Source organism: Azospirillum picis, from assembly GCF_017876115.1.
In the GTDB taxonomy this organism is placed as follows: domain Bacteria; phylum Pseudomonadota; class Alphaproteobacteria; order Azospirillales; family Azospirillaceae; genus Azospirillum; species Azospirillum picis.
In genome coordinates this window covers 120,963-146,992 of the sequence record NZ_JAGINO010000008.1, presented here as the reverse complement: position 1 = coordinate 146,992, position 26,030 = coordinate 120,963, and the positions used below count along the sequence as shown (strand labels likewise).

At 70.8% G+C, this 26,030-nt stretch carries 23 protein-coding genes; 15 read left to right on the top strand and 8 right to left on the bottom strand.

All coding sequences use genetic code 11. The annotated features are described in order from the left end of the window. Positions 1-126: 126 nt before the first annotated feature. Entirely contained in the window at positions 127-1,728 is a 1,602-nt protein-coding gene (locus tag J2850_RS13495) for a cisplatin damage response ATP-dependent DNA ligase (protein WP_209982407.1), read from the bottom strand. Beyond that, the gene (locus tag J2850_RS13490; protein WP_209982406.1) at positions 1,725-2,804 is read right to left on the bottom strand and encodes a ligase-associated DNA damage response exonuclease; all 1,080 of its coding nucleotides are present in this window, start codon (positions 2,802-2,804) and stop codon (positions 1,725-1,727) included. Before J2850_RS13490 ends, J2850_RS13495 begins: the two co-directional genes overlap by 4 nt. Positions 2,805-2,843: 39 nt before the next feature. Here J2850_RS13490 and J2850_RS13485 point away from each other — a divergent pair, with 39 nt between their 5' ends. The 3 genes from J2850_RS13485 to J2850_RS13475 all read left to right on the top strand — a co-directional run bounded on the left by J2850_RS13485 (position 2,844) and on the right by J2850_RS13475 (position 5,600). Then, the gene (locus J2850_RS13485; protein ID WP_209982404.1) at positions 2,844-3,770 is read left to right on the top strand and encodes a pseudouridine-5'-phosphate glycosidase; all 927 of its coding nucleotides are present in this window, start codon (positions 2,844-2,846) and stop codon (positions 3,768-3,770) included. Between the two features lie 116 nt (positions 3,771-3,886). Further along, complete coding sequence (locus J2850_RS13480) at positions 3,887-4,303, top strand: hypothetical protein (protein WP_209982402.1); 417 nt, start codon at positions 3,887-3,889, stop codon at positions 4,301-4,303. A 193-nt stretch (positions 4,304-4,496) separates the two neighbouring features. Next, the gene (locus tag J2850_RS13475) at positions 4,497-5,600 is read left to right on the top strand and encodes a catalase family protein (RefSeq protein ID WP_307354399.1); all 1,104 of its coding nucleotides are present in this window, start codon (positions 4,497-4,499) and stop codon (positions 5,598-5,600) included. Between the two features lie 34 nt (positions 5,601-5,634). On the opposite strand, the gene J2850_RS13470 is transcribed toward J2850_RS13475, so the two are convergent. From J2850_RS13470 to J2850_RS13460, 3 genes are all read right to left on the bottom strand, one after another. Next, on the bottom strand, positions 5,635-6,180 hold the full coding sequence (locus tag J2850_RS13470) for an invasion associated locus B family protein (protein ID WP_209982400.1): 546 nt from the start codon (positions 6,178-6,180) through the stop codon (positions 5,635-5,637). Between the two features lie 100 nt (positions 6,181-6,280). Next, the gene (locus tag J2850_RS13465) at positions 6,281-7,138 is read right to left on the bottom strand and encodes a pirin family protein (RefSeq protein WP_209982398.1); all 858 of its coding nucleotides are present in this window, start codon (positions 7,136-7,138) and stop codon (positions 6,281-6,283) included. A 214-nt stretch (positions 7,139-7,352) separates the two neighbouring features. After that, positions 7,353-8,678: an ammonium transporter gene (locus tag J2850_RS13460; RefSeq protein WP_209982396.1), complete on the bottom strand. Its 1,326-nt coding sequence runs from the start codon at positions 8,676-8,678 to the stop codon at positions 7,353-7,355. A gap of 679 nt (positions 8,679-9,357) precedes the next feature. On the opposite strand from J2850_RS13460, the gene glgC reads away from it, so the two are divergent. The 3 genes from glgC to lepA all read left to right on the top strand — a co-directional run bounded on the left by glgC (position 9,358) and on the right by lepA (position 14,241). After that, positions 9,358-10,629, top strand: a complete 1,272-nt coding sequence (gene glgC, locus J2850_RS13455) for a glucose-1-phosphate adenylyltransferase (RefSeq protein WP_209982394.1) — start codon at positions 9,358-9,360, stop codon at positions 10,627-10,629. Between the two features lie 232 nt (positions 10,630-10,861). Further along, positions 10,862-12,334 carry a glycogen synthase GlgA gene (glgA, locus tag J2850_RS13450; protein WP_209982393.1) on the top strand — a complete coding sequence of 491 codons (1,473 nt, stop codon included), beginning with the start codon at positions 10,862-10,864 and terminating at the stop codon, positions 12,332-12,334. Positions 12,335-12,438: 104 nt separating this feature from the next. Next, positions 12,439-14,241 carry a translation elongation factor 4 gene (gene lepA / locus J2850_RS13445; protein WP_209982391.1) on the top strand — a complete coding sequence of 601 codons (1,803 nt, stop codon included), beginning with the start codon at positions 12,439-12,441 and terminating at the stop codon, positions 14,239-14,241. Positions 14,242-14,420: 179 nt separating this feature from the next. On the opposite strand, the gene aqpZ is transcribed toward lepA, so the two are convergent. Then, a complete protein-coding gene (gene aqpZ / locus J2850_RS13440; RefSeq protein ID WP_209982389.1) occupies positions 14,421-15,161 on the bottom strand; it encodes an aquaporin Z in 741 nt (246 codons plus the stop codon). A gap of 290 nt (positions 15,162-15,451) precedes the next feature. Between aqpZ and J2850_RS13435 the strand changes: the two genes are divergently transcribed. The 4 genes from J2850_RS13435 (at position 15,452) to J2850_RS13420 (ending at position 18,850) form a co-directional block, all read left to right on the top strand. Next, the gene (locus J2850_RS13435; RefSeq protein ID WP_343206884.1) at positions 15,452-16,942 is read left to right on the top strand and encodes a lysozyme inhibitor LprI family protein; all 1,491 of its coding nucleotides are present in this window, start codon (positions 15,452-15,454) and stop codon (positions 16,940-16,942) included. Continuing rightward, positions 16,939-17,460, top strand: coding sequence for a TroA family protein (locus J2850_RS13430; protein ID WP_209982385.1), 522 nt, complete (start codon positions 16,939-16,941; stop codon positions 17,458-17,460). Before J2850_RS13435 ends, J2850_RS13430 begins: the two co-directional genes overlap by 4 nt. A gap of 95 nt (positions 17,461-17,555) precedes the next feature. Next, positions 17,556-18,233, top strand: coding sequence for an ABC transporter ATP-binding protein (locus tag J2850_RS13425; protein ID WP_209982384.1), 678 nt, complete (start codon positions 17,556-17,558; stop codon positions 18,231-18,233). Between the two features lie 131 nt (positions 18,234-18,364). Further along, a complete protein-coding gene (locus J2850_RS13420) occupies positions 18,365-18,850 on the top strand; it encodes a MarR family transcriptional regulator (RefSeq protein WP_246513045.1) in 486 nt (161 codons plus the stop codon). Positions 18,851-18,975: 125 nt separating this feature from the next. Here the strand turns inward: J2850_RS13420 and J2850_RS13415 are convergent, their stop codons facing one another. Then, positions 18,976-19,554: a class I SAM-dependent methyltransferase gene (locus J2850_RS13415; protein ID WP_209982382.1), complete on the bottom strand. Its 579-nt coding sequence runs from the start codon at positions 19,552-19,554 to the stop codon at positions 18,976-18,978. A gap of 236 nt (positions 19,555-19,790) precedes the next feature. On the opposite strand from J2850_RS13415, the gene J2850_RS13410 reads away from it, so the two are divergent. The 5 genes from J2850_RS13410 to J2850_RS13390 all read left to right on the top strand — a co-directional run bounded on the left by J2850_RS13410 (position 19,791) and on the right by J2850_RS13390 (position 25,341). Then, positions 19,791-20,381: a DUF1178 family protein gene (locus J2850_RS13410; protein ID WP_209982380.1), complete on the top strand. Its 591-nt coding sequence runs from the start codon at positions 19,791-19,793 to the stop codon at positions 20,379-20,381. A gap of 277 nt (positions 20,382-20,658) precedes the next feature. Then, positions 20,659-20,961 (top strand): DUF485 domain-containing protein, encoded by a 303-nt coding sequence (locus J2850_RS13405; RefSeq protein ID WP_209982378.1) that lies wholly within the window; start codon positions 20,659-20,661, stop codon positions 20,959-20,961. Further along, complete coding sequence (locus J2850_RS13400; RefSeq protein WP_209982376.1) at positions 20,961-22,688, top strand: cation acetate symporter; 1,728 nt, start codon at positions 20,961-20,963, stop codon at positions 22,686-22,688. Before J2850_RS13405 ends, J2850_RS13400 begins: the two co-directional genes overlap by 1 nt. Before the next feature lie 234 nt (positions 22,689-22,922). Next, positions 22,923-24,848, top strand: a complete 1,926-nt coding sequence (locus J2850_RS13395) for a DUF294 nucleotidyltransferase-like domain-containing protein (protein ID WP_209982375.1) — start codon at positions 22,923-22,925, stop codon at positions 24,846-24,848. A gap of 28 nt (positions 24,849-24,876) precedes the next feature. Then, a complete protein-coding gene (locus tag J2850_RS13390) occupies positions 24,877-25,341 on the top strand; it encodes a 3'-5' exonuclease family protein (RefSeq protein ID WP_209982373.1) in 465 nt (154 codons plus the stop codon). A 38-nt stretch (positions 25,342-25,379) separates the two neighbouring features. Here the strand turns inward: J2850_RS13390 and J2850_RS13385 are convergent, their stop codons facing one another. After that, positions 25,380-25,961: an RNA methyltransferase gene (locus J2850_RS13385; RefSeq protein WP_209982371.1), complete on the bottom strand. Its 582-nt coding sequence runs from the start codon at positions 25,959-25,961 to the stop codon at positions 25,380-25,382. Positions 25,962-26,030 lie beyond the last annotated feature (69 nt).

The following is a 26,030-nucleotide window of genomic DNA, read 5'->3' as shown; positions in this document are numbered from 1 at the left end:
GATCTTCGCGCAGCGGCCGGGCTTCGGCCACGCGGTCGCCGGGCGGAAGGGGACTGGCGGCACGGGCGACGCAAGGGGGGCTTCCCGGCCGCCCCCGTCCTCCCGCGGCACCGCCGCGGGTCCCCCCTACCCCGCCACCATCGCCGCCAGCGTCTCCAGCCGGTCGGCCTCGTGCGCCGGCTTGTCCCAGCGGATGCGGTGGACGCGGGGAAAGCGCATGGCCAGCCCGCTCTTGTGGCGGTTGGACGGGTGGACGCTGTCGAAGGCAACCTCCAGCACCAGCCCCGGCTCGACCTCCCGCACCGGGCCGTAGCGGCGCGTGGTGTGGTTGCGCACCCAGCGGTCGAGCTCGGCCAACTCGGCATCGGTGAAGCCGGAATAGGCCTTGCCGACCGGCACCAGCTCCTCGCCCCGCCAGACGCCGAAGGTGTAGTCGGAATAGAAGCTGGAGCGTTTGCCGTGGCCGCGCTGCGCGTACATCATCACGGTGTCCAGCGTCAGCGCCCCGCGCTTCCACTTGAACCATGGCCCCTTCGGCCGCCCGGCCAGATAGGCGCTGTCGCGGCGCTTCAGCATCAGCCCCTCGATGCCGTTCTCCCGCGCGCCCTCGCGCATCGCCGCCAGCTCGTCCCAGCCGGCGAAGGGCACCAGCGGCGACAGGTCCATCCGCAGCGGCCGCACCGCCTCGTACCAGCGCTCCAGCCGGGCCCGGCGCTCGACGAAGGACAGGCCGCGCAGGTCCTCGTCACCGTCGAACAGGATGTCGTAGAGCCGCACCCAGGCCGGCCCGTCGCGCAGCATCTGCGCCGTCACCGTCTTGCGGTTCAGCCGCTGCTGCAGGTCGTTGAAGGGCGCCACCACCCCGTCGCGCGCCACCAGCAGCTCGCCGTCCAGAACCGCGTCGAAGCTCATATGGTCGACGACGTCCGGAAAGGCGGCGGAGACGTCGTCGCCGGTGCGGCTGTAGAGCCGGCGCTGGCCGTCGCGCGCCACGAGCTGCACGCGGATGCCGTCCCACTTCCATTCGGCGGCGTAGGCGGCGGGGTCGAGCGCCGCGCGGTCCTCCTCCTCCAGCGGGTGCGACAGCATCATCGGGCGGAAGCCGGCGCCATGCCCGGCCGCCGGCCGTTCGGCGCGCCCCTCCAGCCAGGCGAAGAGGTCGGGATAGGGGGCGGTCAGCCCGTGCCAGACCTCCTCGACATCGTCCACCGTCACCTCCGGCCGCGCCAGCTTCCCCCACTCCGCCAGCGCCGTCTTGGCCAGCCGCGCCGAGACACCGATGCGCAGCGCCCCGGTGATCAGCTTCAGCAGGGCGAAACGGCCCGACGAGTCGAGGCTGTCGAGCCAGCCCTCCACCCGCTCCAGCACCTGCCCGCGCTTGGCGGTGCGCAGGCCCTCCACCACCTCGTCCAGGCTGGGCGGCAGGCTGTTGGCGCGGTCGCGCAGATGCTCCGGCCGCTCGGGCCAGATCAGGGCCACCGTCTCCGCCAGGTCGCCGACATAGTCGTAGGACAGCGCGAGCAGCTCCGGGTCGACGCGGCCGGCCGCCAGTTCGCGGATGGCGGCCGGCTTGGCCTCGCGGAAGCTCAGCGCCCCGGTCAGCGCCGCCAGCGCCCAGCCGCGCTCCGGGTCGGGAGCGGTGGCGAAATGCTCGGCCAGCAGGCGGATCTTGCCGTTGCGCGACGGCATGAAGACCAGCGCGTCGATCAGCGCAGCGAACCGGTTCACGCCCCCTCCCCCCCAGTCCCGCCCGCTTCCTGTCCTGGAACCTCGTCCGAATCCTCGTCCTCGAAGCCGATCAGGGCCAGCGCCCGGGCGCGGATGCCGCGCTGCGTGGCGTAATGGACCAGCGCCTCCTCCCGGCCGTGGGTGACCCAGATCTCGGGCGCCCCGACATCCTCCAGCGTCCGGCACAGCTCGTCCCAGTCGGCGTGGTCGGAGATGACCAGCGGCAGCTCCACCCCGCGCTGGCGCGCACGCTGGCGCACCCGCATCCAGCCCGACGCCATGGCGACCACCGGGTCGGCCAGCCGCCGCGCCCAGCGGTCGGCCACCGCCCCCGGCGGTGCCAGCACCAGGGCGCCCTTCAGCTCGTCCCGCGCGGCGACGGTGGCCTGGCGCAGCTCGCCCAGCTCGACGCCGAACTCGGCATAGAGCCGGCACAGAGGCTCCAGCGCGCCGTGCAGCCAGATCGGCCGGTCGTAGCCGGCGGCACGCAGCAGCGTGATCAGGCGCTGGCATTTGCCGAGCGCGTAGGTGCCGACCACATGGCTGCGCTCGGGGAACAGCGCCAGCGAATGCAGCAGCTTGCCCACCTCGGCCAGGTCGGGCGGGTGGCGGAACACCGGCAGGCCGAAGGTCGCCTCGGTGACGAAGACGTCGCAGGGGACCGGCTCGAACGGCGCGCAGGTGCGGTCGAACCGCCGCTTGTAGTCGCCCGACACCACGACGCGAGACCCGCGGTGCTCCACCACCACCTGGGCGCTGCCCAGCACATGGCCGGCCGGCGCCAGCCGGACGCTGGTGTCGCCGATGCGCAGGGTCTCGCCGTAGTCCAGCGGCTGCAGGCTGCCGCCCACCGCCTCGCCCATCCGCCGGCGCATGATCGCCAGCGTGGCGGGGGTGGCCAGCACATGGCGGTTGCCGGGGCGGGCATGGTCGGAATGGCCGTGGGTGACCACGGCCCGGTCGACCGGACGCACCGGATCGATGAAGAAGCCTCCCGGCTCGACGAAGAGTCCCTCGGGCAGGACCTTGATCCATCGGTCGGGATGCGGGCGTTCTGTGTGGAGCGCAGCGGACATGCGTCCTAATATAGGGCTCCCTTTCCGGAGAGACAGCGCATGCATGACGCCCTGCTGCCGACAGCCGAGATCGCCGACGCGCTGACCGCCGGCCGCCCGGTGGTGGCGCTGGAATCCACCGTGATCTCCCACGGCATGCCCTATCCCCGCAACCTGGAGACCGCCCGCGCGCTGGAGGCCGAGGTGCGGGCGGCCGGCGCCGTCCCCGCCACCGTCGCGGTGATGGACGGGCTCATCCGCATCGGGCTGGACGACGCGGCGCTGGAGCGGCTGGCGGCCGGCGGCACCGCGGTGCGCAAGCTGAGCCGCCGCGACCTGCCCATTGCGCTGGCCACCGGCGCGCCCGGCGCGACGACGGTGGCGGCGACGATGATCGCCGCCCGGCTGGCCGGCATCGCCGTCTTCGCCACCGGCGGCATCGGCGGCGTCCACCGCGGCGCCGAGACCAGCTTCGACGTCTCGGCCGACCTCGACGAGCTGGCCCGCAGCTCGGTCTGCGTGGTCTGCGCCGGCGCCAAGTCGATTCTCGACCTGCCCAAGACGCTGGAGGTGCTGGAGACGCGCGGCGTGCCGGTCCTGGGATTCGGCACCGCCGAATTCCCCGCCTTCTACAGCCGCCGCAGCGGCCTGCCGGTCGACCACCGCTGTGACAACGTACAGGAGGTGGCGGAAATCCTGCGCGCCAAATGGCGGCTCGGGCTGGAGGGCGGCGTGCTGCTGGCCAACCCGATCGGCGCCGCCGACGAACTCGACGCCGGCACGATGGAGCAGGCCGTCGCGCAGGCGCTGGCGGACGCCGACTCCAAGGGAATCAAAGGGAAGGACATCACCCCGCACCTGCTGGCGGCCCTGGAGCGCATCACCGGCGGCCGCAGCCTGGCCGCCAACATCGCGCTGATCCGCAACAATGCCAGGGTCGCGGCGGAGGTCGCGGCGGCCTATGCCAGGGGCGAAAGGACCAGTTAGACCCAACCGGATAGGCCGTACCTCATGGGAGGTAAGGCTTACGCCCTGTGACCGGCTTAAGACCCCGTTAACTGCCTACGCGCAAATCTGTGGCCATCACACGAGCGGAGGCTTTGATGCGCGCACCCAGCAGCACCTCGACCCTGGTTTCCCGTATGATCGCGATGGCCGCCCACGGCGACGAGGCGCCCGCCGCCGCCGAGATGTCCGCCCCCGCCCATGTGAAGCGCATCGTCTGGGCCTCCCAGGCCGCCAAGCTGCGGGTTTCGCTGTCGGCCCGCGCCATCCACGAGATCGAGACCGCCGTGACCGCCGACCTGGACAGCATGGAGCTGCCGGAGATTTTCTTCACCTCGGTCGAGGTGGGCGGACGCGTGGTGACCTGCGACCTGGATGCCTCCGGCACCGCGTCGATCTTCGGCCTGATCGAGGCCGGCGAGTATGACGACCTCGTGGAGGAGGCCGGCGACGACGCCCTGTTCGGCGTCGACTGGGACGGCGTCTACGTCACCCCGGCCCGCACCCGCCACTGAGCCCATCCCGCCGGCCCGACCGCTCGGAATCCATCGTCCGGACGCGCGCACCGTCCGGACCGCGACGCCCCGCAGGCCGCCTGCGGGGCGTTTTTCATGCGCCCGCCCGCCTTGCCCCCGGCACGGAACAGGGCGGGCCGGCACCCGTTGTCCTGCGGCACCCCGCCATTCCGCAAGACCGGAGACGCCGCCCGTGCCAACGGACTTCCGCCAGCCCCTGCCCTATTCCCCGTCGGTCGAAACCCCCGCTCCCGACGAGGCCGCGCTCTTCGACGAGTTGTCCGAGACGATGCTGTCGATCAGCCGCAAGACCTACGAGGACGGCGGCCACGCGCTTCGCAGCGTCCATGCCAAGAGCCACGGGCTGCTGGTCGGCAGGCTGGAGGTGCTGGACGACCTGTCGCCTGAACTGGCGCAGGGCCTGTTCGCGCGGGCGGAGAACTATCCCGCTGTGCTGCGCCTGTCGACGACGCCGGGCGACATGCTGCCGGACAGCGTCTCCACGCCCCGCGGCCTCGCCGTCAAGGTGCTGGGCGTATCCGGCGAGCGGATGCCCGGTTCGGAGGGCGAGCCGACCCAGGATTTCGTCATGGCGAACGCCCCGGCCTTCTCCGCGCCCGATGCCCGTTCCTTCCTGAAGACGCTGAAGCTGCTGGCGGCCACGACCGACCGGGCGGAAACGGCGAAGAAGGCGCTGTCGGCCACCCTGCGTGCCGCCGAACGGGTCGTCGAGGCCTTCGGCGGCGAGAGCGCCACCCTGAAAACGCTGGGCGGCCATCCCGAGACCCACATCCTCGGCGAGACCTTCTACAGCCAGGCGCCGCTGCGCTACGGCGACTATGTCGCCAAGCTGTCGGCGGTCCCGGTCTCGCCGGAGCTGGCGGCGCTGGCCGGCGCGCCGCTGTCCGCCAGCGGCAAGCCCGACGCCCTGCGCGAGGCGGTGGTCGAGTTCTTCCGCGAGCAGGGCGCCACCTGGGAACTGCGCGTCCAGTTGCGCACCGACGCCGAGCGGATGCCGGTGGAGGATGCGAGCGTGCCGTGGCCGGAGGAGCTCAGCCCCTACCGCACCGTCGCCCGCCTCGTCGTCGCACCGCAGACGGCCTGGAGCAAGGAGCGGGCGCAGGCCGGCGACGACCGCCTGTCCTTCAGCCCCTGGCACGGGCTGGCGGCGCACCGGCCGCTCGGTTCCATCATGCGCGCCCGCCGGCTCGCCTACCAGCGCTCGGCAGCGTTCCGCACCGGACGCAACGGCCTGCCACACCGGGAGCCGGCCGCCGGCTACCGCCTGCCGGGCTGACCGCCGCCGCCTTCGCGCGGAGGCGCAACACCCCTCACTGCATGCCGCGCTGCATCTCTTCGAAGGTGCGGGAGAAGCCGTTCAGGGGGAAGTCGATGTCGTGCTTGCCCGAGTGCGGCGAGCTGACGCGGACCAGAACGGTCGAGCCGTTGCGGAACTGGTCGGCCACCTTGCCCGACACGAAGTTCGGGAACATGCACATGTTCAGCGTGGCGATGTGCGATTCGATCCGCGGCTGGCGGTCGACGCGGATGGCGCAGCGGTCGACCATTCCCTGGCTGGTGGTCAGGAACAGGTGGAAGTCGTTGCCGGTCGGGATGACGCTGAGCGCGATGAAGCCGACGTCCTTGCCGTCGTCGAACAGGCGGTAGATCATCAGCCGGCAGGACTTGCTGTCGGTCATCCGGTCGATGTCGCACTGGTTGGTCCAGGCGCCTTCCGGGCCGAAGGTCTCGGCGGCCTTGGAGTAGTCGACGGCGGCGGCGGGTGCCGCGGCAAGGCCGAGGGCCAGCCCTGCCGCGGCGAACGCCGCCCTGAGGACGCCAGCCGCCCTCCCGCCCATCAGCCCAATCCCGCGCATCGGCCCCGGCTCCCCGCCATCGTTGGTGTTAATCCACAATGGCGCCCATGATACCCGTGGCCGGTGGGGGCGCAAGGAGCGAGATGACGCGCGGGACGGCTCAGAACCGTCCCTCTTCGAAATCGCGGAAGGCCTGCATCACCTCCTCGCGCGTGTTCATCACGAACGGCCCGCCCCAGGCGATCGGCTCGCCGAGCGGCTGCCCGGCCAGCAGGAGGAAACGGGCGCCGTCGGGGCCGGCCGACGCCTCGACCCGCTCGCCGTCGCCCAGCACGATCACCCGCGGCCCGGCCAGCGGAGCGTCGCCGCCGACCGCCAGGCTTCCCTCGAACAGCACCAGGAAGGCGGTGTGGCCGGCCGGCAGCGCTTCCGAGAAGGAGGCGGACGGCGGCAGCGTCACGTCGAAATAGCGGGCGTCGGTCGCCTCGGCGCGCACCGGGCCGGCGGTGCCGCGGGCGGTGTCGCCGGCGATCACGGTGACCGTCACCCCGCCTTCCCGCGATTCGACCGGGATGGCGGCGGCGGGGAACTCCTGGTAGCGCGGCTCGCTCATCTTCAGCCGGGCCGGCAGGTTGATCCAGAGCTGGAAGCCCCTCATCAGCCCTTCGGTCTGTTCCGGCATCTCGGAATGGATCAGGCCGCGGCCGGCGGTCATCCACTGCACGCCGCCGGTCTCGATCACCCCCTCGTGGCCATGGTTGTCGAAATGGCGCATGCGCCCGGCCAGCATGTAGGTCACCGTCTCGAACCCGCGGTGCGGGTGGTCGGGGAAGCCGGCCAGATAGTCGGTCGGCTCGTCCGACCCGAACAGGTCGAGCATCAGGAAGGGATCGAGGGTGCGCAGGCGCGGCGTGCCCAGCATGCGCGTCATCCGCACGCCGGCCCCGTCGGAGGCGGCCATGCCCTCGACGGCGGCGAGCACCGGACGGACGGCGGGGCGATCGGACGGGGTGGCCATGGGAATTCTCCTGCTGCGCTGTGGCGGTGGACCGGATCTAGTCGTTCTCGCCGCCGCCGTGAAGCCGGGCGGGCGGCGCAACAGCGTTGCCGTACACACAACAATCGGCCCGGTCTTCAGGCACGGAGCCGGGTCTGGAAACCGGGCGGGCAGGAAAAAAGGCCGCCGGGAGCCCGGCGGCCTTTCTCTGGACGTTGCGGGAAAGAGCCCCGTCTCAGTGGATGCTCTCGCCGTGCAGGGCGAGGTCGAGGCCGTCGCGCTCGACATCCTCCTCGACGCGCAGGCCCATCACCACGTCGACGACCTTCAGCAGGATGAAGGAGCCGATGCCCGAGTAGACGATGGTGGCGACGATGCCGTAGAGCTGGGTGACGACCTGGCCGGCGTTGCCTTCCAGCAGGCCGGCGGTGCCGCCGATGCCCTGCTGGGCGAAGACGCCGGTCAGGATGGCGCCGACGATGCCGCCGATGCCGTGCACGCCGAAGGCGTCCAGCGAGTCGTCGTAGCCCAGCGCATGCTTCAGGCCGGTGGCGCCCCAGTAGCAGACGACGCCGGCGACCACGCCGATGACCAGCGCGCCCATCGGGCCGACGAAGCCCGAGGCCGGGGTGATGGCGACCAGGCCGCCGACCGCGCCGGAGATGATGCCGAGAACCGACGGCTTGCCCTTCAGGACCCACTCCGCGAACATCCAGGCCATGGCGGCGGCGGCGGCGGCGATCTGCGTGACCAGCATGGCCATGCCCGCACGGCCGTCGGCGGCGACCGCCGAACCGGCGTTGAAGCCGAACCAGCCCACCCACAGCATGGCAGCGCCGACCAGGCTCAGCACCAGGTTGTGCGGGGCGAAGTTCTCGTTCGGGTAGCCCTTGCGCTTGCCGAGCACCAGGGCGGCGACCAGTCCGGCCACGCCGGCGTTGATGTGGACGACGGTGCCGCCGGCATAGTCCAGCACGCCGTCACCCGCCAGATAGCCGCCGGGGCCCCAGACCCAGTGGGTGATCGGAGCGTAGATGATGATCGACCACAGGGCGGTGAAGACCAGCATGGAGGAGAACTTCATGCGGTCGGCGAAGGCGCCGGTGATCAGGGCCGGGGTGATGATCGCGAAGGTCATCTGGAAGACGATGAAGACCGACTCCGGAATGACGCCGGACAGGCTGTCCTTGGTCAGGTCGGACAGCAGGGCCTTGCTGAGGCCGCCGATATAGGGGCTTCCCTCGCTGAAGGCCAGGCTGTAGCCGAGGACGACCCACAGGATCGACACCAGGCAGCAGATCGCGAAGCTCTGCATGACCGTGGCCAGGACGTTCATCTTGCGGACCATGCCGCCGTAGAACAGCGCCAGGCCGGGGATGGTCATGAACAGCACCAGGGCCGTCGCCGTCAGCATCCAGGCGGTGTCGCCCGCACTGAGCGTCGGTGTCGGAGCCGGTGCTGCGGCGGCCGCAGCGTCCTGGGCAAGGGCTGCCACCGGCAGGCCGGCGACGCCCAGCGCAACCGCCAGCATCGGCGCGGCCAGAAGGAACAGACGGTTCATCGAGGCTCCTCTTTCTCCAAAATCGCTCCCGCCCCCGGGTAATTGGACCGCCCGGCTCCCGGCGGAGCCCGGCGGGTGCCGCCGGGGGCGACCCCGTCCCGGTCGCCCCGTCCCCGGCAAAGACGGGACGGCGGACGGGACCAAGGACGCCTTCATCCCTACAAGAAGCGTGCCAGCCGAAAACGGCTTGGAATCGTCAGGGTTGTCGCGCCAGACCGCCCCCGAACGGGCAGCCCCCGACGAGTCGGCCGACCGGCTGCACAGGATTTAGGCAGAATTTCGGCCCCCGTCCGCCGGCACTCCCGGCGGCGACAGGGCGAGGACTCATGGACAATTTTCGCGCTTTCGAGAGATCGCCCCGCTAAGACGCCGGGATCGGCGCGGCGGAATGGCTGCCGTTCCGGCACATGATGAAAATTTGTGCAGAGCGAGGCGCCGCGCGGGCATGGCGAAGGGCCGCGGCGAAGCGGCACCGTCCGTCCCGCATACGCCCGCCGTCGCGCCTCCCATTGCGCCTAGGCCCGCTGGCGGAACCGGAGGCGGCAGGACGGCGGGTCAGCCGAGGATGAACCGTCCGCCGGGCCTATTGGACATGGCGGCGAGATGTGGCACCGTCAACGCCTCTACGGAAGGGCTGCCTCCGGGCAGCCACGATAAGAAGGCAAAGGGGGTAACGGCCATGCTCGACAAACGGGATCTGCGCCTGGCGCCGCGGCGCGCGGTGGCGCTGGTGCTGGCGGGCGGACGCGGCAGCCGGCTGAAGCAGCTGACCGACCGACGGGCGAAGCCGGCGACGTATTTCGGCGGCAAGTACCGCATCATCGATTTCGCCCTGTCCAACTGCGTCAACTCCGGCTTCCGCCGGATCGGCGTGCTCACCCAGTACAAGTCCCACAGCCTTCTGCGCCATCTCCAGCGCGGCTGGAACGTCTTCCGCGGCGAGATGAACGAGTTCTGCGACCTCCTGCCGGCCCAGCAGCGGGTCAGCGAGACGGAGTGGTACCAGGGCACCGCCGACGCCGTGTACCAGAACCTCGACATCCTGCGCGACCACGAGCCGGAATACGTCCTGATCCTGGCCGGCGACCACATCTACAAGATGGACTACGGCGCGCTGCTGCTCGACCACATCGACCGCAAGGCCGACGTCACCGTCCCCTGCATCGCCGTGCCGCGCGAGCAGGCCACCGGCTTCGGCGTGATGCACATCGACGAGGAGCGCCGGATCATCGATTTCGTGGAGAAGCCGGCCGACCCGCCGCCGATGCCGGGCCGCCCCGACATGGCGCTGGCCAGCATGGGCATCTACGTGTTCAACGCCCAGTTCCTCTACCGGGAGCTGGAGCGCGACGTCGCCACCCCCGGCTCCAGCCGCGACTTCGGCAAGGACATCATCCCTCACCTGGTGAAGACCGGTGCCAGGATCATCGCCCACGACTATGCCGACAGCGCGGTGATCGACGCCCCCGACAACACCCCCTACTGGCGCGACGTCGGCACCATCGACGCCTACTGGGAGGCCAACCTCGACCTCTGCCACGTCACGCCGCAGCTCAACCTGTACAACCGCGACTGGCCGATCTTCACCTACCAGGAGCAGCTCCCGCCGGCGAAGTTCGTCTTCGACGACAACAACCGCCGCGGCATGGCGGTGGACAGCCTCGTCTCCGGCGGCTGCATCATCTCCGGCTCCACCGTGCGGCGTTCGCTGCTGTTCAGCTCGGTGCGCGTCAACTCCTACAGCGAGCTGTACGAGGCGGTGGTGCTGCCGGAGTGCGACATCGGCCGCCATTGCCGGCTGAAGAAGGTGGTCATCGACCGCGGCGTCAGCATCCCCAACGGCCTCGTCGTCGGCGAGGACGCGGAGCTGGATGCCCGTCGCTTCCACCGCACCGAGAACGGCGTCGTCCTGATCACCCGCGAGATGATCGAGAAGCTGCCTCAGGAGTAGGGAGCGGTCCTTTCGCCGTCCGACCGGAGCCGGCCCCCGCCCTGCTCCGGCCGCCCCCCGCCACCGCGGGCCGGACGGCCGGGCGGGGCGCGAGGGCGGCTGCATATCCCCCCTGACGTTCTGCCGTGACGTTCTGCCGTGACGTTCTGCTCCTGGGCATCGCGGCCGGATCGGGGGTAAAAGGCAGAGCTTCCGCTTCCTGCTCCACCGTTTCCTGCCGAGTGCCCGTCCGATGCGCGTCCTCTACGTCACGTCCGAATGCTTCCCGCTGGTCAAGACGGGAGGGCTGGCGGACGTGTCCGCCGCCTTGCCGCCGGCGCTGAACGCCGCCGGGGCCGATGTCCGCCTGCTGATGCCGGGCTATCCGGCGGTGCTGAACGGGCTGCAGAACCTGCACGAGGTCGGCGACCTGATCACCGACCTGCCCGGATGCGACCGCGCCCGGCTGCTGATCGGCCGCACCGCCGACGGCGTGCTGTCCTATGTGCTGGACGCCCCCTCCCTCTACGACCGGCCGGGCAACCCCTATCTCGGGCCGGACGGCCGGGATTGGCCCGACAACGCGCTGCGCTTCGCGGCACTGGCCTGGGCTGCGGCCGGCTTCGCCGCCGCCAAGTCCTACGACCCCTGGTGGCGGCCCGACGTGCTGCATGGCCACGACTGGCAGGCCGGCCTGATCCCGGCCTATCTGGCGCTGCGTCCCGACCGCTTCGCCGGCCCGTTCCGGCCGGGCACCGTGCTGACCATCCACAACATCGCCTACCAAGGCAATTTCGGCCCCTGGATGCTCGGCGACATCGGCCTGCCCTCCTCCAGCTTCCGCATCGACGGGGTGGAGTATTACGGCAACATCAGCTTCCTGAAGGCCGGCTGCTACTACGCCGACCGCCTGACCACGGTCAGCCCGACCTACGCCAACGAAATCCAGACGGCCGAGCACGGCACCGGGCTGCAGGGCCTGCTCGCCACCCGCTCCGACGTGCTGACCGGCATCCTGAACGGCGTCGATTACGGCATCTGGGACCCGGCGACCGACCCGCACATCCCCTCGCACTACGGCCCCGACGATCTCGGCGGCAAGGACATCTGCAAGGCCGACCTGCAATCGGCCTTCGGCCTCGACCGCCGCCCTGACGCGCCGCTGGCCGCGGTGGTCAGCCGCCTGACCTGGCACAAGGGCCTGGACCTGGTGCTGGAAGCCGCCGGCCAATGGGTGGCCTGGGGCGGCCAGTTGGCGGTGCTGGGCAGCGGCGACGCCAGCAGCGAGGCAGGCTTCAAGCAGCTCGCGCAATGGCACCCGCAGTCGGTCGGCGTGCGCATCGGCTACGACGAGCCGCTGTCCCACCGCATCCAGGCCGGGTCCGACCTGTTCCTTGTGCCGTCCCGCTCGGAGCCCTGCGGCCTGACCCAGCTCTACGCGCTGAAGTACGGCACCCTGCCGCTGGTCCGCCGCACCGGCGGGCTGGCCGACACGGTGGTCGACGCCAACCCGGCGGCGAGCGCCGACGGCAGCGCCACCGGCTTCCAGTTCGTCAACGCCACGGCGCAGGAGCTGCTGTGGGCGCTGCGCCGCGCCATGGCCACCTACCGCAAGCCCGAGCGCTGGCAGGCGATGCAGCGCCGCGCCATGACCCGCGACTTCGGCTGGCGCGTCCCGGCGGAGGAGTATATGGAGCTGTATCGGGGGATCGCCGGGCAGGACTGACGCTGCTCATTGCGCCGCCCTCCGCTCCGGCCATCCACGCCATCATTGCGCCCACCCTCCGTCCGCCCTATGTTCCCGGCAAACTCTCGTTTGTCCGGGCCCCGATGACTGACCTCTCGCACATCCGCAATTTCTCGATCATCGCCCACATCGACCACGGCAAGTCGACGCTTGCCGACCGGTTGATCCAGCAGTGCGGCGGCCTCGACGCGCGCGAGATGCGCGAGCAGGTGCTCGACAGCATGGACATCGAGCGCGAGCGCGGCATCACCATCAAGGCGCAGACCGTCCGCCTGCTCTACAAGGCCGAGGACGGCCGGCAGTACACGCTGAACCTGATGGACACCCCCGGCCACGTCGACTTCGCCTACGAGGTCAGCCGCAGCCTGTCCGCCTGCGAGGGCTCGATCCTGGTGGTCGACGCCTCGCAGGGCGTCGAGGCGCAGACCCTCGCCAACGTCTACCAGGCGATCGACAACAACCACGAGATCATCCCGGTCCTCAACAAGATCGACCTGCCCGCCGCCGAGCCCGAGCGGGTCAAGCAGCAGATCGAGGACGTGATCGGGCTCGACGCCTCGGATGCGGTGGAGATCTCGGCCAAGACCGGCCTCAACATCGGCGCCGTGCTGGAGGCGATCGTCCAGCGCCTGCCGCCGCCCAAGGGCGAGGCCGACACCCCGCTGAAGGCGCTGCTGGTCGATTCCTGGTACGACCCGTACCTCGGCGTCGTCATCCTGGTGCGCGTCGTCGACGGCGTGCTGAAGGTCGGGCAGAAGGTGCGCTTCATGGCGACCGGCTCGTCCCACGACGTCGACCGCGTCGGCGTGTTCACGCCGAAGGCGCTGCTGACCGGCGAGCTCGGGCCGGGCGAGATGGGCTTCATCACCGCCGCCATCAAGGACATCACCCAGACCCGGGTCGGCGACACCATCACCGACGAGCGCAAGCCGGCGACCGAGCCGCTGGCCGGCTTCAAGCCGTCCATTCCGGTGGTGTGGTGCGGCCTGTTCCCGGTGGACGCCGCCGACTTCGAACGGCTGCGCGAATCGCTGGGCAAGCTGAAGCTGAACGACGCCAGCTTCCACTACGAGGCGGAAACCTCGGCGGCGCTGGGCTTCGGCTTCCGCTGCGGCTTCCTCGGCCTGCTGCACCTGGAGATCATCCAGGAGCGGCTGGAGCGCGAGTTCAACCTCGACCTGATCACCACCGCCCCCTCGGTGGTCTACAAGCTCCACATGACCGACGGCACGGTGCAGGACCTGCACAACCCGGCCGACATGCCCGACGTGGTCAAGATCGACCGCATCGAGGAGCCGTGGATCAAGGCCACCATCATGCTGCCCGACGAGTATCTCGGCGGCGTGCTGCAGCTCTGCACCGAGCGGCGCGGCCAGCAGATCGAGCTGACCTATGCCGGCGCCCGCGCCATGCTGGTCTACCGCCTGCCGCTGAACGAGGTGGTGTTCGACTTCTACGACCGGCTGAAGTCGATCAGCCGCGGCTATGCCAGCTTCGACTACCAGATGGACGGCTACGAGGAGGGCGACCTCGTCAAGATGTCGATCCTGGTCAACGCCGAGCCGGTGGACGCCCTGTCGATGATCGTCCACCGCAGCCAGGCCGAGCGCCGCGGCCGCCAGTTCTGCGAGCGGCTGAAGGAGCTGATCCCGCGCCAGCTCTTCAAGATCGCCGTCCAGGCCGCGATCGGCGGCCGCGTCATCGCCCGCGAGACCATCAGCGCGATGCGCAAGGACGTGCTGGCCAAGTGCTACGGCGGCGACATCAGCCGCAAGCGCAAGCTGCTGGACAAGCAGAAGGAAGGCAAGAAGCGCATGCGGCAGTTCGGCCAAGTCGAAATCCCGCAGAGCGCCTTCATCGCCGCGCTCAAGATGGGCGACGAGTAGACGGCGGAAAAGCACAGGCGGACGGAAAAGGCGGGCCTTGGCCCGCCTTTTTCTGTCCTGGACCGTCCCCTCTCGGCATCCTCCCCGATGCCCATGGGAGCGCGCCCCGACACGGCGGCAGTCCCCTCTCCCACCAAAGGTGGGGGAGGGTTAGGGAGGGGGCGATGCGGGCACAGGACTCAGACCGATGGTTTCGGCTCGCCGGTGATCGCCGGCTTGGCCGGCAAATCCTCGCCCAATGCCCGGTAGGCCAGGCCGCCTGCCAGGCCGCCGGCCAGCGGGGCGACCCAGAACAGCCAGAGCTGCTGCAGCGCCCAGCCGCCGACGACCAGCGCCGGGCCGGTGCTGCGCGCCGGGTTCACCGAGGTGTTGGTGACCGGGATGCTGATCAGGTGGATGAGCGCCAGCGCCAGCCCGATCGCCAGCGGCGCGAAGCCGGCCGGGGCGCGGCGGTCGGTGGCGCCCAGCACGATCAGGATGAAGAAGAAGGACAGCACCAGTTCGATCGCCAGTCCGGAGGTCACGGCATACTGGCCGGGGGAATGATCGCCGTAGCCGTTGGCCGCCAGCCCGTTGACGGCGAGGCTGTAGTCCGCCTTGCCGGCGGCGATGGCATAGAGCAGCATCGCCGCCGCGAAGGCGCCGACGAGCTGGGCCAGCACGTAGGGCAGGATGTCCTTGGCCGGGAATCGCCCGCCCGCCCACAGACCGACGGTCACCGCCGGGTTGAGGTGGCATCCCGAGATGTGGCCGATGGAATAGGCCATCGTCAGGACCGTGAGGCCGAAGGCCAGGGAAACGCCGAGCAGGCCGATGCCGACCTGCGGAAAGGCGGCGGCGAGCACGGCGCTGCCGCACCCCCCGAAGACCAGCCAGAATGTCCCGAGGCATTCGGCCGAAGTGCGCTGGACCATTGTCATGCCAACCTCCCACTGCTTTCGCGACTGACGAAAACCAGCAGTTGCTGATCCGCATGCGAGCATAAGGCCGTCTCCGCCGCATCCGCCGCCGCCCGTTCGGAGAGGTCGCCGAGGAAGAAGGACAGGTGCGGGAACCATGTCCAAAGGCCGCCGCCACACCGGCGAGGCGCGACAAGCGGCACCGGAAGCCCTATCCTCCGGCCATCACATCCCGCTCCTCACATCCCGCCCGTCAAATCCCGCCCGTCAAATCCCGTAGAGAGACGATGCGAAGATCGATCCGATTCCCGGTGCCCGCCACGGCGCTGGCCGGTCTCCTGATGGCTCTGGCGGCACCGATGCCGGCGACGCCGGCATGGGCCGATGCATCCTTCGACTGCAAGGCCGCGTCGACGCCGGTGGAGAAGGCGATCTGCGCGGTGCCGGCGCTCGGCGATGCCGACCAGGAGATCGCCGACGGCTACAAGTCCCTGCTGGACCTCTCCGCGACCGCCGACCGGGACCGCCTGCGGGCCGAACAGAAGGCGTGGCTCGCCCAGCGCAACCAGTGCGCCTCCGCGGCGTCGGTCGCCGACTGCCTGACGCCGGTGATGGATGCGCGCCGCAAGGCGCTGGCGGACGCGGTGCCGGCGGCGGTCGCCGCGCTGGCCCGCATCGTCGACGGCATTCCCGCCGACCCGGCCGCCGCCGGGCGGCGGCTGGCCGACCTTCGCGGTCCGCTGGGCAAGGGGTGGACCGCCTACCTGCTGCGCTTCGGCCCGTCCCCCGACCCGAAGAAGGCCGAGGCGCTGCTGCGCGAGGCAGCCGGCGGCATCCAGGATTCGCTGGCCCGCGAGATGGCGGAGGGCACCGACCTCGCGACCGACGAGGGCTTCCTGACCGCGCTGCGCCTGATCGGCGACGAAGTCGAGATGGCATGGCCCTGCTCGGTGATGGAGCGGCGGGGCCAGCCGGCCTGGAAGGCGATGGAGCCGCTCTACGGCAGCACCCGCGACAATTTCGGCGCCCGTCCCGACTGTCCCGACGACCGGGCGCTGCTCGCCTCGCCGCCCTGGCAGGCGGTGGACGCCCTGCTGGCACCGATGCTGGAGGCGGCCGCCAACCGTACCGGCACCATACGCTACGCCACCTATCGCCAGATGGGGATGGACCGCCTGAAGTCGGCGGTCGATCCGCGCCTGTTCGTCGGCGAGGCGCCGGCGCTCGCCCCGCTGGTGGCCGAGGCGGCGGCATGGAGCAACCCGCGCTGGGTGGAGCCCGGCTGGGGCGACCGCCTGCGCGGCGCGGTCGAGGCGGCGGTGGCCGACTGGACGCCGGGGCTGGCGGCCCGCTACCGCATCGGCACCCCCGAGGCGCGCCGCATCGCCGAGGCGGTGGCGGCACAGGGGCTGAGCGGCAGCGTCGGGCTGATCACCGACAATCTGGAGCTGCAGAAGGACAGCCGCCTTCCCGACTGGCTGCGCGGTTCCTGGAGCTGGAGCGGCGGCGCCGAGGACACCCCCTTCGCCGCCGCCGGGGGCAAGGCCCGCATCGAGGACAAGGCGATCTGCGTCGGTGCCGACTGCACCGGCTACGACGTGACCGGGCAGGGAGAGGAGGCGGGGTTCGATCCGAAGGCGGCCAAGGCCGCAGGCGTCGCGCCGGCGCCGGGGGCGGCGAAGCAGGCGGTCAGCCTGACCTCGGCGTCGGGCAGCAGCTTCACCGCGGCACCGCTCGCCGACGGCAGGGTCCTGGTGACGAGCTACGGCAAGCCGGCGGTGCTGAAGCGGGAGGGGAAATGAACGGGCGGCATGTCTCGATCACCCCTGCGGCCGTTCTCCTCGCGGCAGGCTTCGCCGCCGGCCTCGGCCTCCTGCCGGCGGCCCGCCCCGCTGCGGCGGCCGGCTTCACCGACTCGGCCGGCCGCAGGGTCGAGCTGCCCGACCGCATCGACCGGGTGTTTCCGGCCGGACCGCCCGCCTCCGTCATCGTCTACATGCTGGCGCCCGACGCGCTGCTGGGCTGGACGCGGGCCATCAGCCCCGACGAACGTCCCTTCCTGCCCGACCGCTACGCCGAGTTGCCGGAACTCGGCCGGCTGACCGGACGCGGCAACAGCGTGAACCTGGAGGCGGTGGTCGCCCGGCGGCCGGACCTGGTCATCGACATCGGCAGCACGGCGCCGACCTTCGTCTCGCTGGCCGACCGCGTGCGGGAGCAGACGCGGGTGCCGACGGTGCTGGTCGACGGCCACCTCGACCGCTCTCCCGACGCCTTCCGCACCGTCGGCAGGCTTCTCGGGACGCCGGACCAGGGGTAACGGCTGGCCCGCTACGCCGAGGAGACGCTGTCGGAGGTCAGGCGGCGGATCGGCGCGCTTCCGGCCTGCTCGGCCCCAACGGCGGCGGCAAGACGATGCTGTTCAAGACCATCCTCGGCCTGCTGCCGCCGCTGGCGGCCCGCATCCTGGTCGACCGCGAGGATGCCGGCGGCTGGGCGCCGCGCCGCCGCGCGCTGGCCATCGGCTATGTCCCGCAGGCGGGTGCCGGCCAGTTCCCCTTCACCGTGCGCGAGATGGTGCTGATGGGCCGCACCGCCCATCGCGGTCCCTTCAGCGCCGCCGGCGCGGCCGACCTCGACGCGGCCGACGCCGCCCTCGACCGGCTGGGAATCGGCCATCTGGCGGAGCGCGAGTGGCTGCGCATCAGCGGCGGCGAGCGGCAGCTCGCGCTGATCGCCCGCCCGCTGGCCCAGGCGCCGCGGATGCTGGTGCTCGACGAGCCGACCGCCAGCCTGGATTTCGGCAACCAGATCCGGGTGATGGAGCAGGTGCGCCGCCTGGCCGACGGCGACGGGCTGGCGGTGGTCTTCTCCACCCACCACCCCGAGCAGGCCTTCGCCGTCGCCGACCGCGTCGCCCTGCTGCATGACGGGCGGCTGGCCCGGCTCGGCTCTCCCGCCGAGGTCATCACCGCGGAGATGATGCGCGAGGTCTACGGCGCCGAGGTGGAGGTGCTGCCGGTCGGCGCGACCGGCCTCAGCGTCTGCGTGCCCCGCGGGCTGCGCCGGCCCCAGGCACCGACGGATCGCTGACGGATCGCCGGGAGGATTGCGGGCGGAATTGCGGGGGGAATTGAAAGTCTTGCCTGCACCGTTCCGGTAGGCGACACTTCGCACCGCGTGTGCCGGTTGCGGAACCGGACGCGGCTTGCTGGGGGGAGACGATGGCACGGAACCTCAAGGCACTCGGGTTGTGGCGCACCGCCCTGGTCGCCAGCGTCCGCCAGGATGGGCCGGACCTGTCGGCGCGCCAGTTGGCGATCCTGCTGCAGGTCTACCTGACCGACCCGCCGCACACCGTCCGCGGCCTCGCATCCCTGCTGAACATCTCCAAGCCGGCGGTCACCCGGGCGCTCGACCGGCTGTCGGTGCTGGGCTTCGTCAAGCGCAAGCGCGACGCGGAGGACAAGCGCAACGTCCTGGTCCAGCGCACGGTGAAGGGCAGCGTCTATCTGTCCGACTTCGCCGAACTGGTGATCGCCGCCGGCGCGGTCACCGCCGACGACATGGCCCAGCTCCGCACCGACGATGCGATGGCCGCCGCCGCCAAGGCGCGGATGGAGGCGGACCTGCAGGCTCCGCCGCAGCCGGGCGGCCTGGGCGATGCCGCAATGGACGCGATGACGGTGATGGAAGCCTCCGCCTCCTAGAGTGTGATTCACGTTTCAAGCGGTATCGCTTGAAACGTGAATCACACGGAAAATCAAAATTCTAGAGTCTGTCTGGTGCTTCAATAAGCACCAGGCAGACTCTAAGCGGCGGTCCGGCCCCGCCCTCAGCCGGCGAGCGCCACCGGCTCCTCCCCGGCGACCGCGCAGAGGCGCTGCACCACCGCCGGCTTCGGCACCGCCACCTCGCCCTGCTCGAAGGCCACCACCTGGAGCCGGCCGCGCACGGCCTCCAGCAGCTCGCCGCGGCGCAGCAGGAAGTCGGGCGAGGACGGGCGGCCGAAACGGGCGTTGCCGTCGGCGAAGGTCTCGTAGATCAGGACGCCGCCCGGCTCCAGCGCCGCCAGGATGGCGGGGAACAGCGGCCGGTGCAGGTAGTTGGTGACGACGATCCCGGCGAAGCGCCGGCCTGGCGGCAGCGTGCCGAGGGGAACGGGGCCACCGGCCTCCACCGGCGCCTCCAGGTCCACCCGGACCAGCGTCACCCCGTCGCGGCCGTCCAGGTCGCCGACGCCGCCGAGGTCGCGGTCGAGCCCGACCACCGGATGGCCGCGCCCATGGAACAGCCGCAGATGCCGCCCGCCGCCGCAGGCGACGTCGAGCACCGGTCCGCCCGGCCGGACCAGCGGCGCGAAGCGCTGCACCCAGGACGACGGCGGCGAAGGCTGGCAGGGCGTGGACGGCATCGTCCCCTCTTGGGAATGGTGGCGGAAGGATGCGGCAGTGGATGAGGCAGTGGATGAGGCAGTGGATGCGGCCGGCGCTGCGGGCCGGCATCCGGTTGGCTGACCCGACGCGGCGGCGTTTGACGCGGCGCCGCCGCCATGCTGAATTAAGCCGGTTCCCGAGTCGTGCCGCAACCCGGATCGGCAGGCCGGGCCGGACCTTTCCTGCCGCGGGTTAGTTTGGGGTTTGTGGGGATATGATCCTCTTCGCGTTGAGATGCCCGGCCGACCACCGGTTCGAGGCATGGTTCCGCAACGGCGCCGCTTTCGACGAACAGGCGGCGGCGCACCAGATCTCCTGCCCGATCTGCGGCGACACCGGTGTCGCCAAGGCACCGATGGCACCCCGCATCGCCAAGGGCGTGGCCAGGGCCGCCGACCGCGCCCGCGAGCGCGCCGAATCGTCGGCGGCATCGTCCCCCGCGGCCGAGCCCGCGCCGGCCGCCGCCTCGTCCCCCGCGCCGGCCGCGGCCAACCTGCCGGCCCCGCTGTCCGGCGCCCTGCCCGCCCCGGCCGACATGATGGCTTCGCTGCCGTCCAGCCTGAACGACGCCCAGCGCGAGGCGGTGGCGGAGGTGATGCGCCACCTGACGGAAGTGCGCCGCACCGTCGAGAAGAACTGCGACTATGTCGGCGACCGCTTCGCCGAGGAGGCGCGGCGGATCCATTACGGCGAAACCGACCCGCGCGGCATCTACGGCCAGGCGTCGGACGAGGAGGTCGCCGAACTCCACGAGGAGGGCGTGACCTTCCACCGCCTCCCCTGGGTTCCCCGCACCGACTCGTGATCGCGGTGCCGGCGCCCGGACCTCCGGGCGGCTTGCCCTGAATGGCTTGAAAGGCGCGTCCGGCAACGGGCGCGCCTTTTCTCATGCGCGCGTCCCGTGTGCGGCCCCTATCGACCAAGGTAGGGGGTGCACCCAACAATGATCTGTATCAAACAATTGGGGAGGTCAAGGGCGTAGGAATTCCGGGAAGGCCCCCGGGACCAGACCGCCCGGACGGCAAATGCCCGAGTGTCTCAAGACCGTCGAACAATCGCCGGCACTCGATGAGGGGACGCACATGAGTCAAAACGCACAACGGATCCTGAGCAATCCGAAGTTCCAGGAGCTGGTGGCCAAGCGGTCCGCCTTTGCCTGGACCCTGTCGATCGCCATGCTCGTCATCTATTTCGGTTTCATCCTCCTGGTTGCTTTCGGCAAGGAATTCCTGGGCACGCCGATCGGTTCGGGCGTGACGACCTGGGGCATGCCCATCGGCGTCTTCACCATCCTGTCGGCCTTCGTCCTGACCGGCATCTATGTCCGGCGGGCGAACGGCGAGTTCGACGAGCTGAACCGCCAGATCCTGGAGGAGACCAAGTGATGCGCGCCGCCACCACCCGCATCGCCGCCACGGTCGCCGCCTCGGCCGCCGCGGCCGGCACGCTGCTTCCCGCCGCCGTCCATGCCGCGGGGGCGGTCGACGGCGCGGTGCAGAAGCAGGCGACGAACTACTCCGCCATCGTCATGTTCCTGGTGTTCGTGCTGTTCACGCTCGGCATCACCTACTGGGCGGCGCGGCGCACCAAGTCGGCCAAGGACTTCTACGCCGCCGGCGGCGGCATCACCGGCTTCCAGAACGGCTTGGCCATCGCCGGCGACTACATGTCGGCGGCCTCCTTCCTCGGCATCGCCGGCCTGGTCTACGCCAACGGCTTCGACGGCCTGATCTACTCGGTCGGCTTCCTGGTCGGCTGGCCGCTGGTGCTGTTCCTGATCGCCGAGCGGCTGCGCAACCTCGGCAAGTACACCTTCGCCGACGTCGCCTCCTACCGCTTCCAGCAGACGCCGATCCGCACGCTGTCCGCCTGCGGCTCGCTGGCCACCGTCACCTTCTACCTGATCGCCCAGATGGTCGGCGCCGGCAAGCTGATCCAGCTCCTGTTCGGCCTCGACTATGCGATCGCCGTCGTCGTCGTCGGCATCCTGATGATCGGCTACGTCACCTTCGGCGGCATGCTGGCCACCACCTGGGTGCAGATCATCAAGGCGGTGCTGCTGCTGTCGGGCGCCTCCTTCATGGCCTTCATGATCATGGCCAAGTTCGGCTTCAGCCCCGAGGCGATGTTCAAGGCCGCCGTCGACGTCCATCCGAAGGGCGTGGCCATCATGTCGCCGGGCGCCTTCGTCTCCGACTCGGTCGACACCATCTCGCTCGGCCTGACCCTGATGTTCGGCACCGCCGGCCTGCCGCACATCCTGATGCGCTTCTTCACGGTGTCCGACGCCAAGGAGGCCCGCAAGTCGGTCTTCTACGCCACCGGCTTCATCGGCTACTTCTACATCCTGACCTTCATCATCGGCTTCGGCGCCATCGTGCTGATCCTCGGCAAGGACGCCAACGGTGCCTATCCCTTCCTGACCGCCGCCCCGGCGGAAGGCGTCAAGGCGGCCGTCGCCTCGGTCATCGGCGGCACCAACATGGCGGCCATCCACACCGCCCACGCGGTCGGCGGCGACCTGTTCTACGGCTTCATCTCGGCCGTCGCCTTCGCCACCATCCTGGCGGTGGTCGCCGGCCTGACGCTGGCCGGCGCCTCGGCGGTGTCCCACGACCTCTACGCCTCGGTCTTCGCCCGCGGCCGTGCCAACGAGGCGGACGAGATCCGCGTGTCGAAGATCACCACGGTCATCATCGGCATCGTCTCGATCATTCTCGGCATCGCCTTCGAGAACCAGAACGTCGCCTTCATGGTGGGTCTGGCCTTCGCCATCGCCGCCTCGACCAACTTCCCGGTCCTGCTGATGTCGATGTTCTGGGGCAAGATGACCACCCGCGGCGCGGTGCTGGGCGGCTCGATCGGCCTGATCTCCGCCTGCGTCATGATCCTCCTCGGCCCGACCGTGTGGAAGGCCGTGCTGGGTCACCCGGAGGCGATCATCGGCTACGCCAACCCGGGCGTGTTCTCGATCATCCTGGCCTTCGTCGGCATCTGGTTCTTCTCGATCACCGACAACAGCGCGCAGGCCCAGAAGGAGCGCCGCGACTTCGAGGACCAGTATGTCCGGTCGCAGACCGGCCTGGGTGCCGAGGGGGCGTCGGCTCACTGAGGTCGGCCCACTGAGGTCGGCCTACTGGGGGACCCGTTTGACGGGACGGAAGACCGGGGGGCGCCTCGCACCGCCCTCCGGCGTCCGCCGGGAACCGCTCCCACGCCGAATGTCGCACCCGCTTCCGGGCCACGGCCCGTCGGGTGTATCCTGGAAACGCCCCCGGCACGGTCCCGGGGGCGTCTTTTTTTGCCCGCCGCCTTCCATCCAGTCCCGCCGCGACGGAGCCCGCCCGTGCAGCACGCCTCGCCGCCCCCCTCCCCGCCCTCCCAGGGCACCGATCCCGCCGGCTTCGACTTCGCCCGCGCCCCCTTCGACCTGCTGACGGCGGCACAGCGCGAGGCGCTGGCCGACGCCCTCGACATCGGCCTCTATCCGCGAGACACGGCGATCCTCAGCCGCGAGGAGCCCGTCGACGCGCTGTTCGTCGTGCTGCGCGGCTCGGTGCAGGAGCGGCGCGGCGGCGAGGTGGCGGCCGTCCACGGCCCCGGCGACCGCTTCGGCCTGCAGGCGCTTTACGGCAGCAGCCGGGGGGGCGGCAGGGGAGAAAGCGCTGGCAGCACCGGTGGGGGCGGCACCGGTGGGGGCGGGACCGGCCGGATCCGGCGCTTCATCGCCGCGGAGGACTGCGCCTGCCACCTGATCCCCCGTGCCGCCCTGGAGGCGCTGGCCGCCGACAACCCCGCCTTCGGCGCCGCCGTCCTCGGCGACTTCGCCCAGCGCATGCGGGACCTCGCCGCGGAGCGGTCGGACCGCGAGATGGCGGCCCTGACCATGGCGCGCATCCGCCAGGCCTACCTGCACCCGCCGCTGTTCGTCGAGGGCACGGCCAGCCTGCGCGAGGCGGCCGAGGCGATGCGGCGCAACCGGGCGGGCAGCGTCCTGGTCCGCGGCGGCGACGGCCGCACCGGCATCCTGACCGGCACCGACCTGCGCGACCGGGTGGTGCTGGACGGCCACCCGGCCGGCGCCCCGGTGGGGCCGCTCGCCCGCTACGACCTGCTCGCGCTCGACCGCGACGACCTGCTGTTCAACGCGCTGGTGCTGATGACCCGCCATGCCGTCCGCCGCATCGTGGTGACGGAGGACGGCGCGATCGTCGGCCTGCTCGGGCAGAGCGACCTGCTGGCCGTGCTGTCCAACCACTCCCAGGTCATCGGCGTCCAGGTGGAGCATGCGGCGGCCCCGGAGGATCTCGCCCGCGCCAGCCGCTCCATCGTCGCGCTGATCCGCACGCTGCACGCCACCGGCGTCCGCGTCTCCTTCATCGCCGACCTGGTGACGGAGCTGAACCGCCGCATCTTCCGCAAGCTGTACGAGCTGCTGGCCCCGCCGGAGCTGCTGGCCAACTCCTGCCTGATCGTCATGGGCAGCGAGGGACGCGGCGAGCAGTTGCTGAAGACCGACCAGGACAACGGCCTGATCCTGCGCGACGGCTTCGACTTCCCCGAGCTGCCGCGCATCGCCGCCGACTTCAGCCGCCACCTGATCAGCTTCGGCTATCCCCCCTGCCCCGGCGGCATCATGCTGTCCAATCCGGACTGGACCCGGCCGCTGGCCGGCTACAAGGACGCCATCTTCGGCTGGATCCACCGCCCGGACGAGGCGGCGCAGATGAACCTCGCCATCTTCTACGACGCCGCCCCGGTGGCCGGCGACCCGTCGCTGCTGGCCGCGGCCAAGGGCTACCTGCTGGGCCGGCTGCAGGACAACCAGATGTTCTTCAGCCACTTCGCCCGCCCGACGCTGTCCTTCGACACGCCGTCCGGCCTGTTCGCCGCCCTGTTCGAGCGGCGCCGCGCCGAACCGGTGGACATCAAGAAGGCCGGCATCTTCCCCATCGTCCACGGCGTGCGCGCGCTGGCGCTGGAACGCCACCTGGCCGAGACCAACACGGTGGAGCGCATCCAGCTCCTCGCCGAGGTCGGGGCGCTGGACCGCAAGATGGCGGCCGACCTGGCGGAGGCCTTCACCATCCTGTCGACCATCCGCCTGAAGGCGCGGGTCGATGCGCCGGAGGAGGAGAGCGAGCTCGCCATCGACAACCTCGTGCACCCGGACCGGCTCGGCAAGCTCGACCGCGACCAGTTCAAGGACTGCCTCGCCCTGGTGAAGAGCTTCAAGGAGCTGATCGCCCACCATTTCCGCCTGAACCATTGAGGCGGCGGCAACCACTGAGGCGGCGGCGATGCCCAACCCCGATTCCCGCGAGCGCGTGGCGATCCATTGCGAGGCGACCAGCTACGACCCGGCCGTCGCCCAGCCGCTGGCCGTCGCCGCCATCCGCATCCGCGGCAACCGCATCCTGACCGGCAGCGCGCTGCGGCTCCATCCCGGCAGCGACTGCGGCCTCGGCGAGGCCGGCGACCTCCTGCGCGCCTTCATCGGCGACCGGCCGCTGGTCGGCTATTTCCTCGACTTTTCCGCCGCCATGGCGGAGCGGCTGAACGGCCGGCCGCTCGCCAACGAGCGGGTGGAGGTGTCCGCCCTCTACTACGCCCGCAAGATCCGCACGGCGTCGAAACAGGCCGTCGACCTCCGGCTCGACAGCCTGATCCGCGACCTCGACCTGCCCGTCCGCGCCGACGACGCCTTCGGCACCGCACTGGCCGCGGCGATGGCGTGGCTGCGGCTGACGCAGGACGGGCGGTAGGGGACCGGGCCGTCACCCGCCGCCGTCACCCGCCGTCGTCACTCGTCCGCATCGTCCATCGGCTTCTGCACGCCGCGGATGCGTCGGCGGCGCTCGGCATTGCGCATGATCTGGCGGCCGTGGCGGTGCTGGGCCGGGGCCTCCAGCGGGCCGCCGGGGCGGACCGGCCGCTCGGCGAAACGGCCGAGCGAGATCATGCGGTCGTACATCACCAGCGCCCCGGCCACCCCGACATTGATGCAGAAGGACATCGGGATCTTCACCACGAAGTCGCAGCGCTCCAGCAGCGCCGGCGACAGGCTCTCGCGTTCCGGCCCCAGCACATAGGCTGCACGGGAGGGATGGCGGAAGCTGGGCAGCTCGATCGCGTCGTCGGTCAGCTCGACGCCGACCAGCGCGCAATCCTTCGGCAGGGACATGTCGGCGACCCGGTCGTGGATGTAGAGCGGCAGGTGCAGCGTGGCGCCCGACGTGTCGACCAGCCTGGTCTCCCGCAGGTCCGGTTCCGGATCGATGGCGAAGAAGAAGGAGGCGCCGAAGGCGTGGGCGGTGCGCATCAGGTTGCCGACATTGCCCGGCTTGCTGATCCGCTCCACCCCGATGCCGAAATAACCACGCATGGACGAAGAACCCGTAGGACAGAGGTAAAGGTAAGGATGGCCGTTGGTGCGCAACGCCGGCCGGAGCTT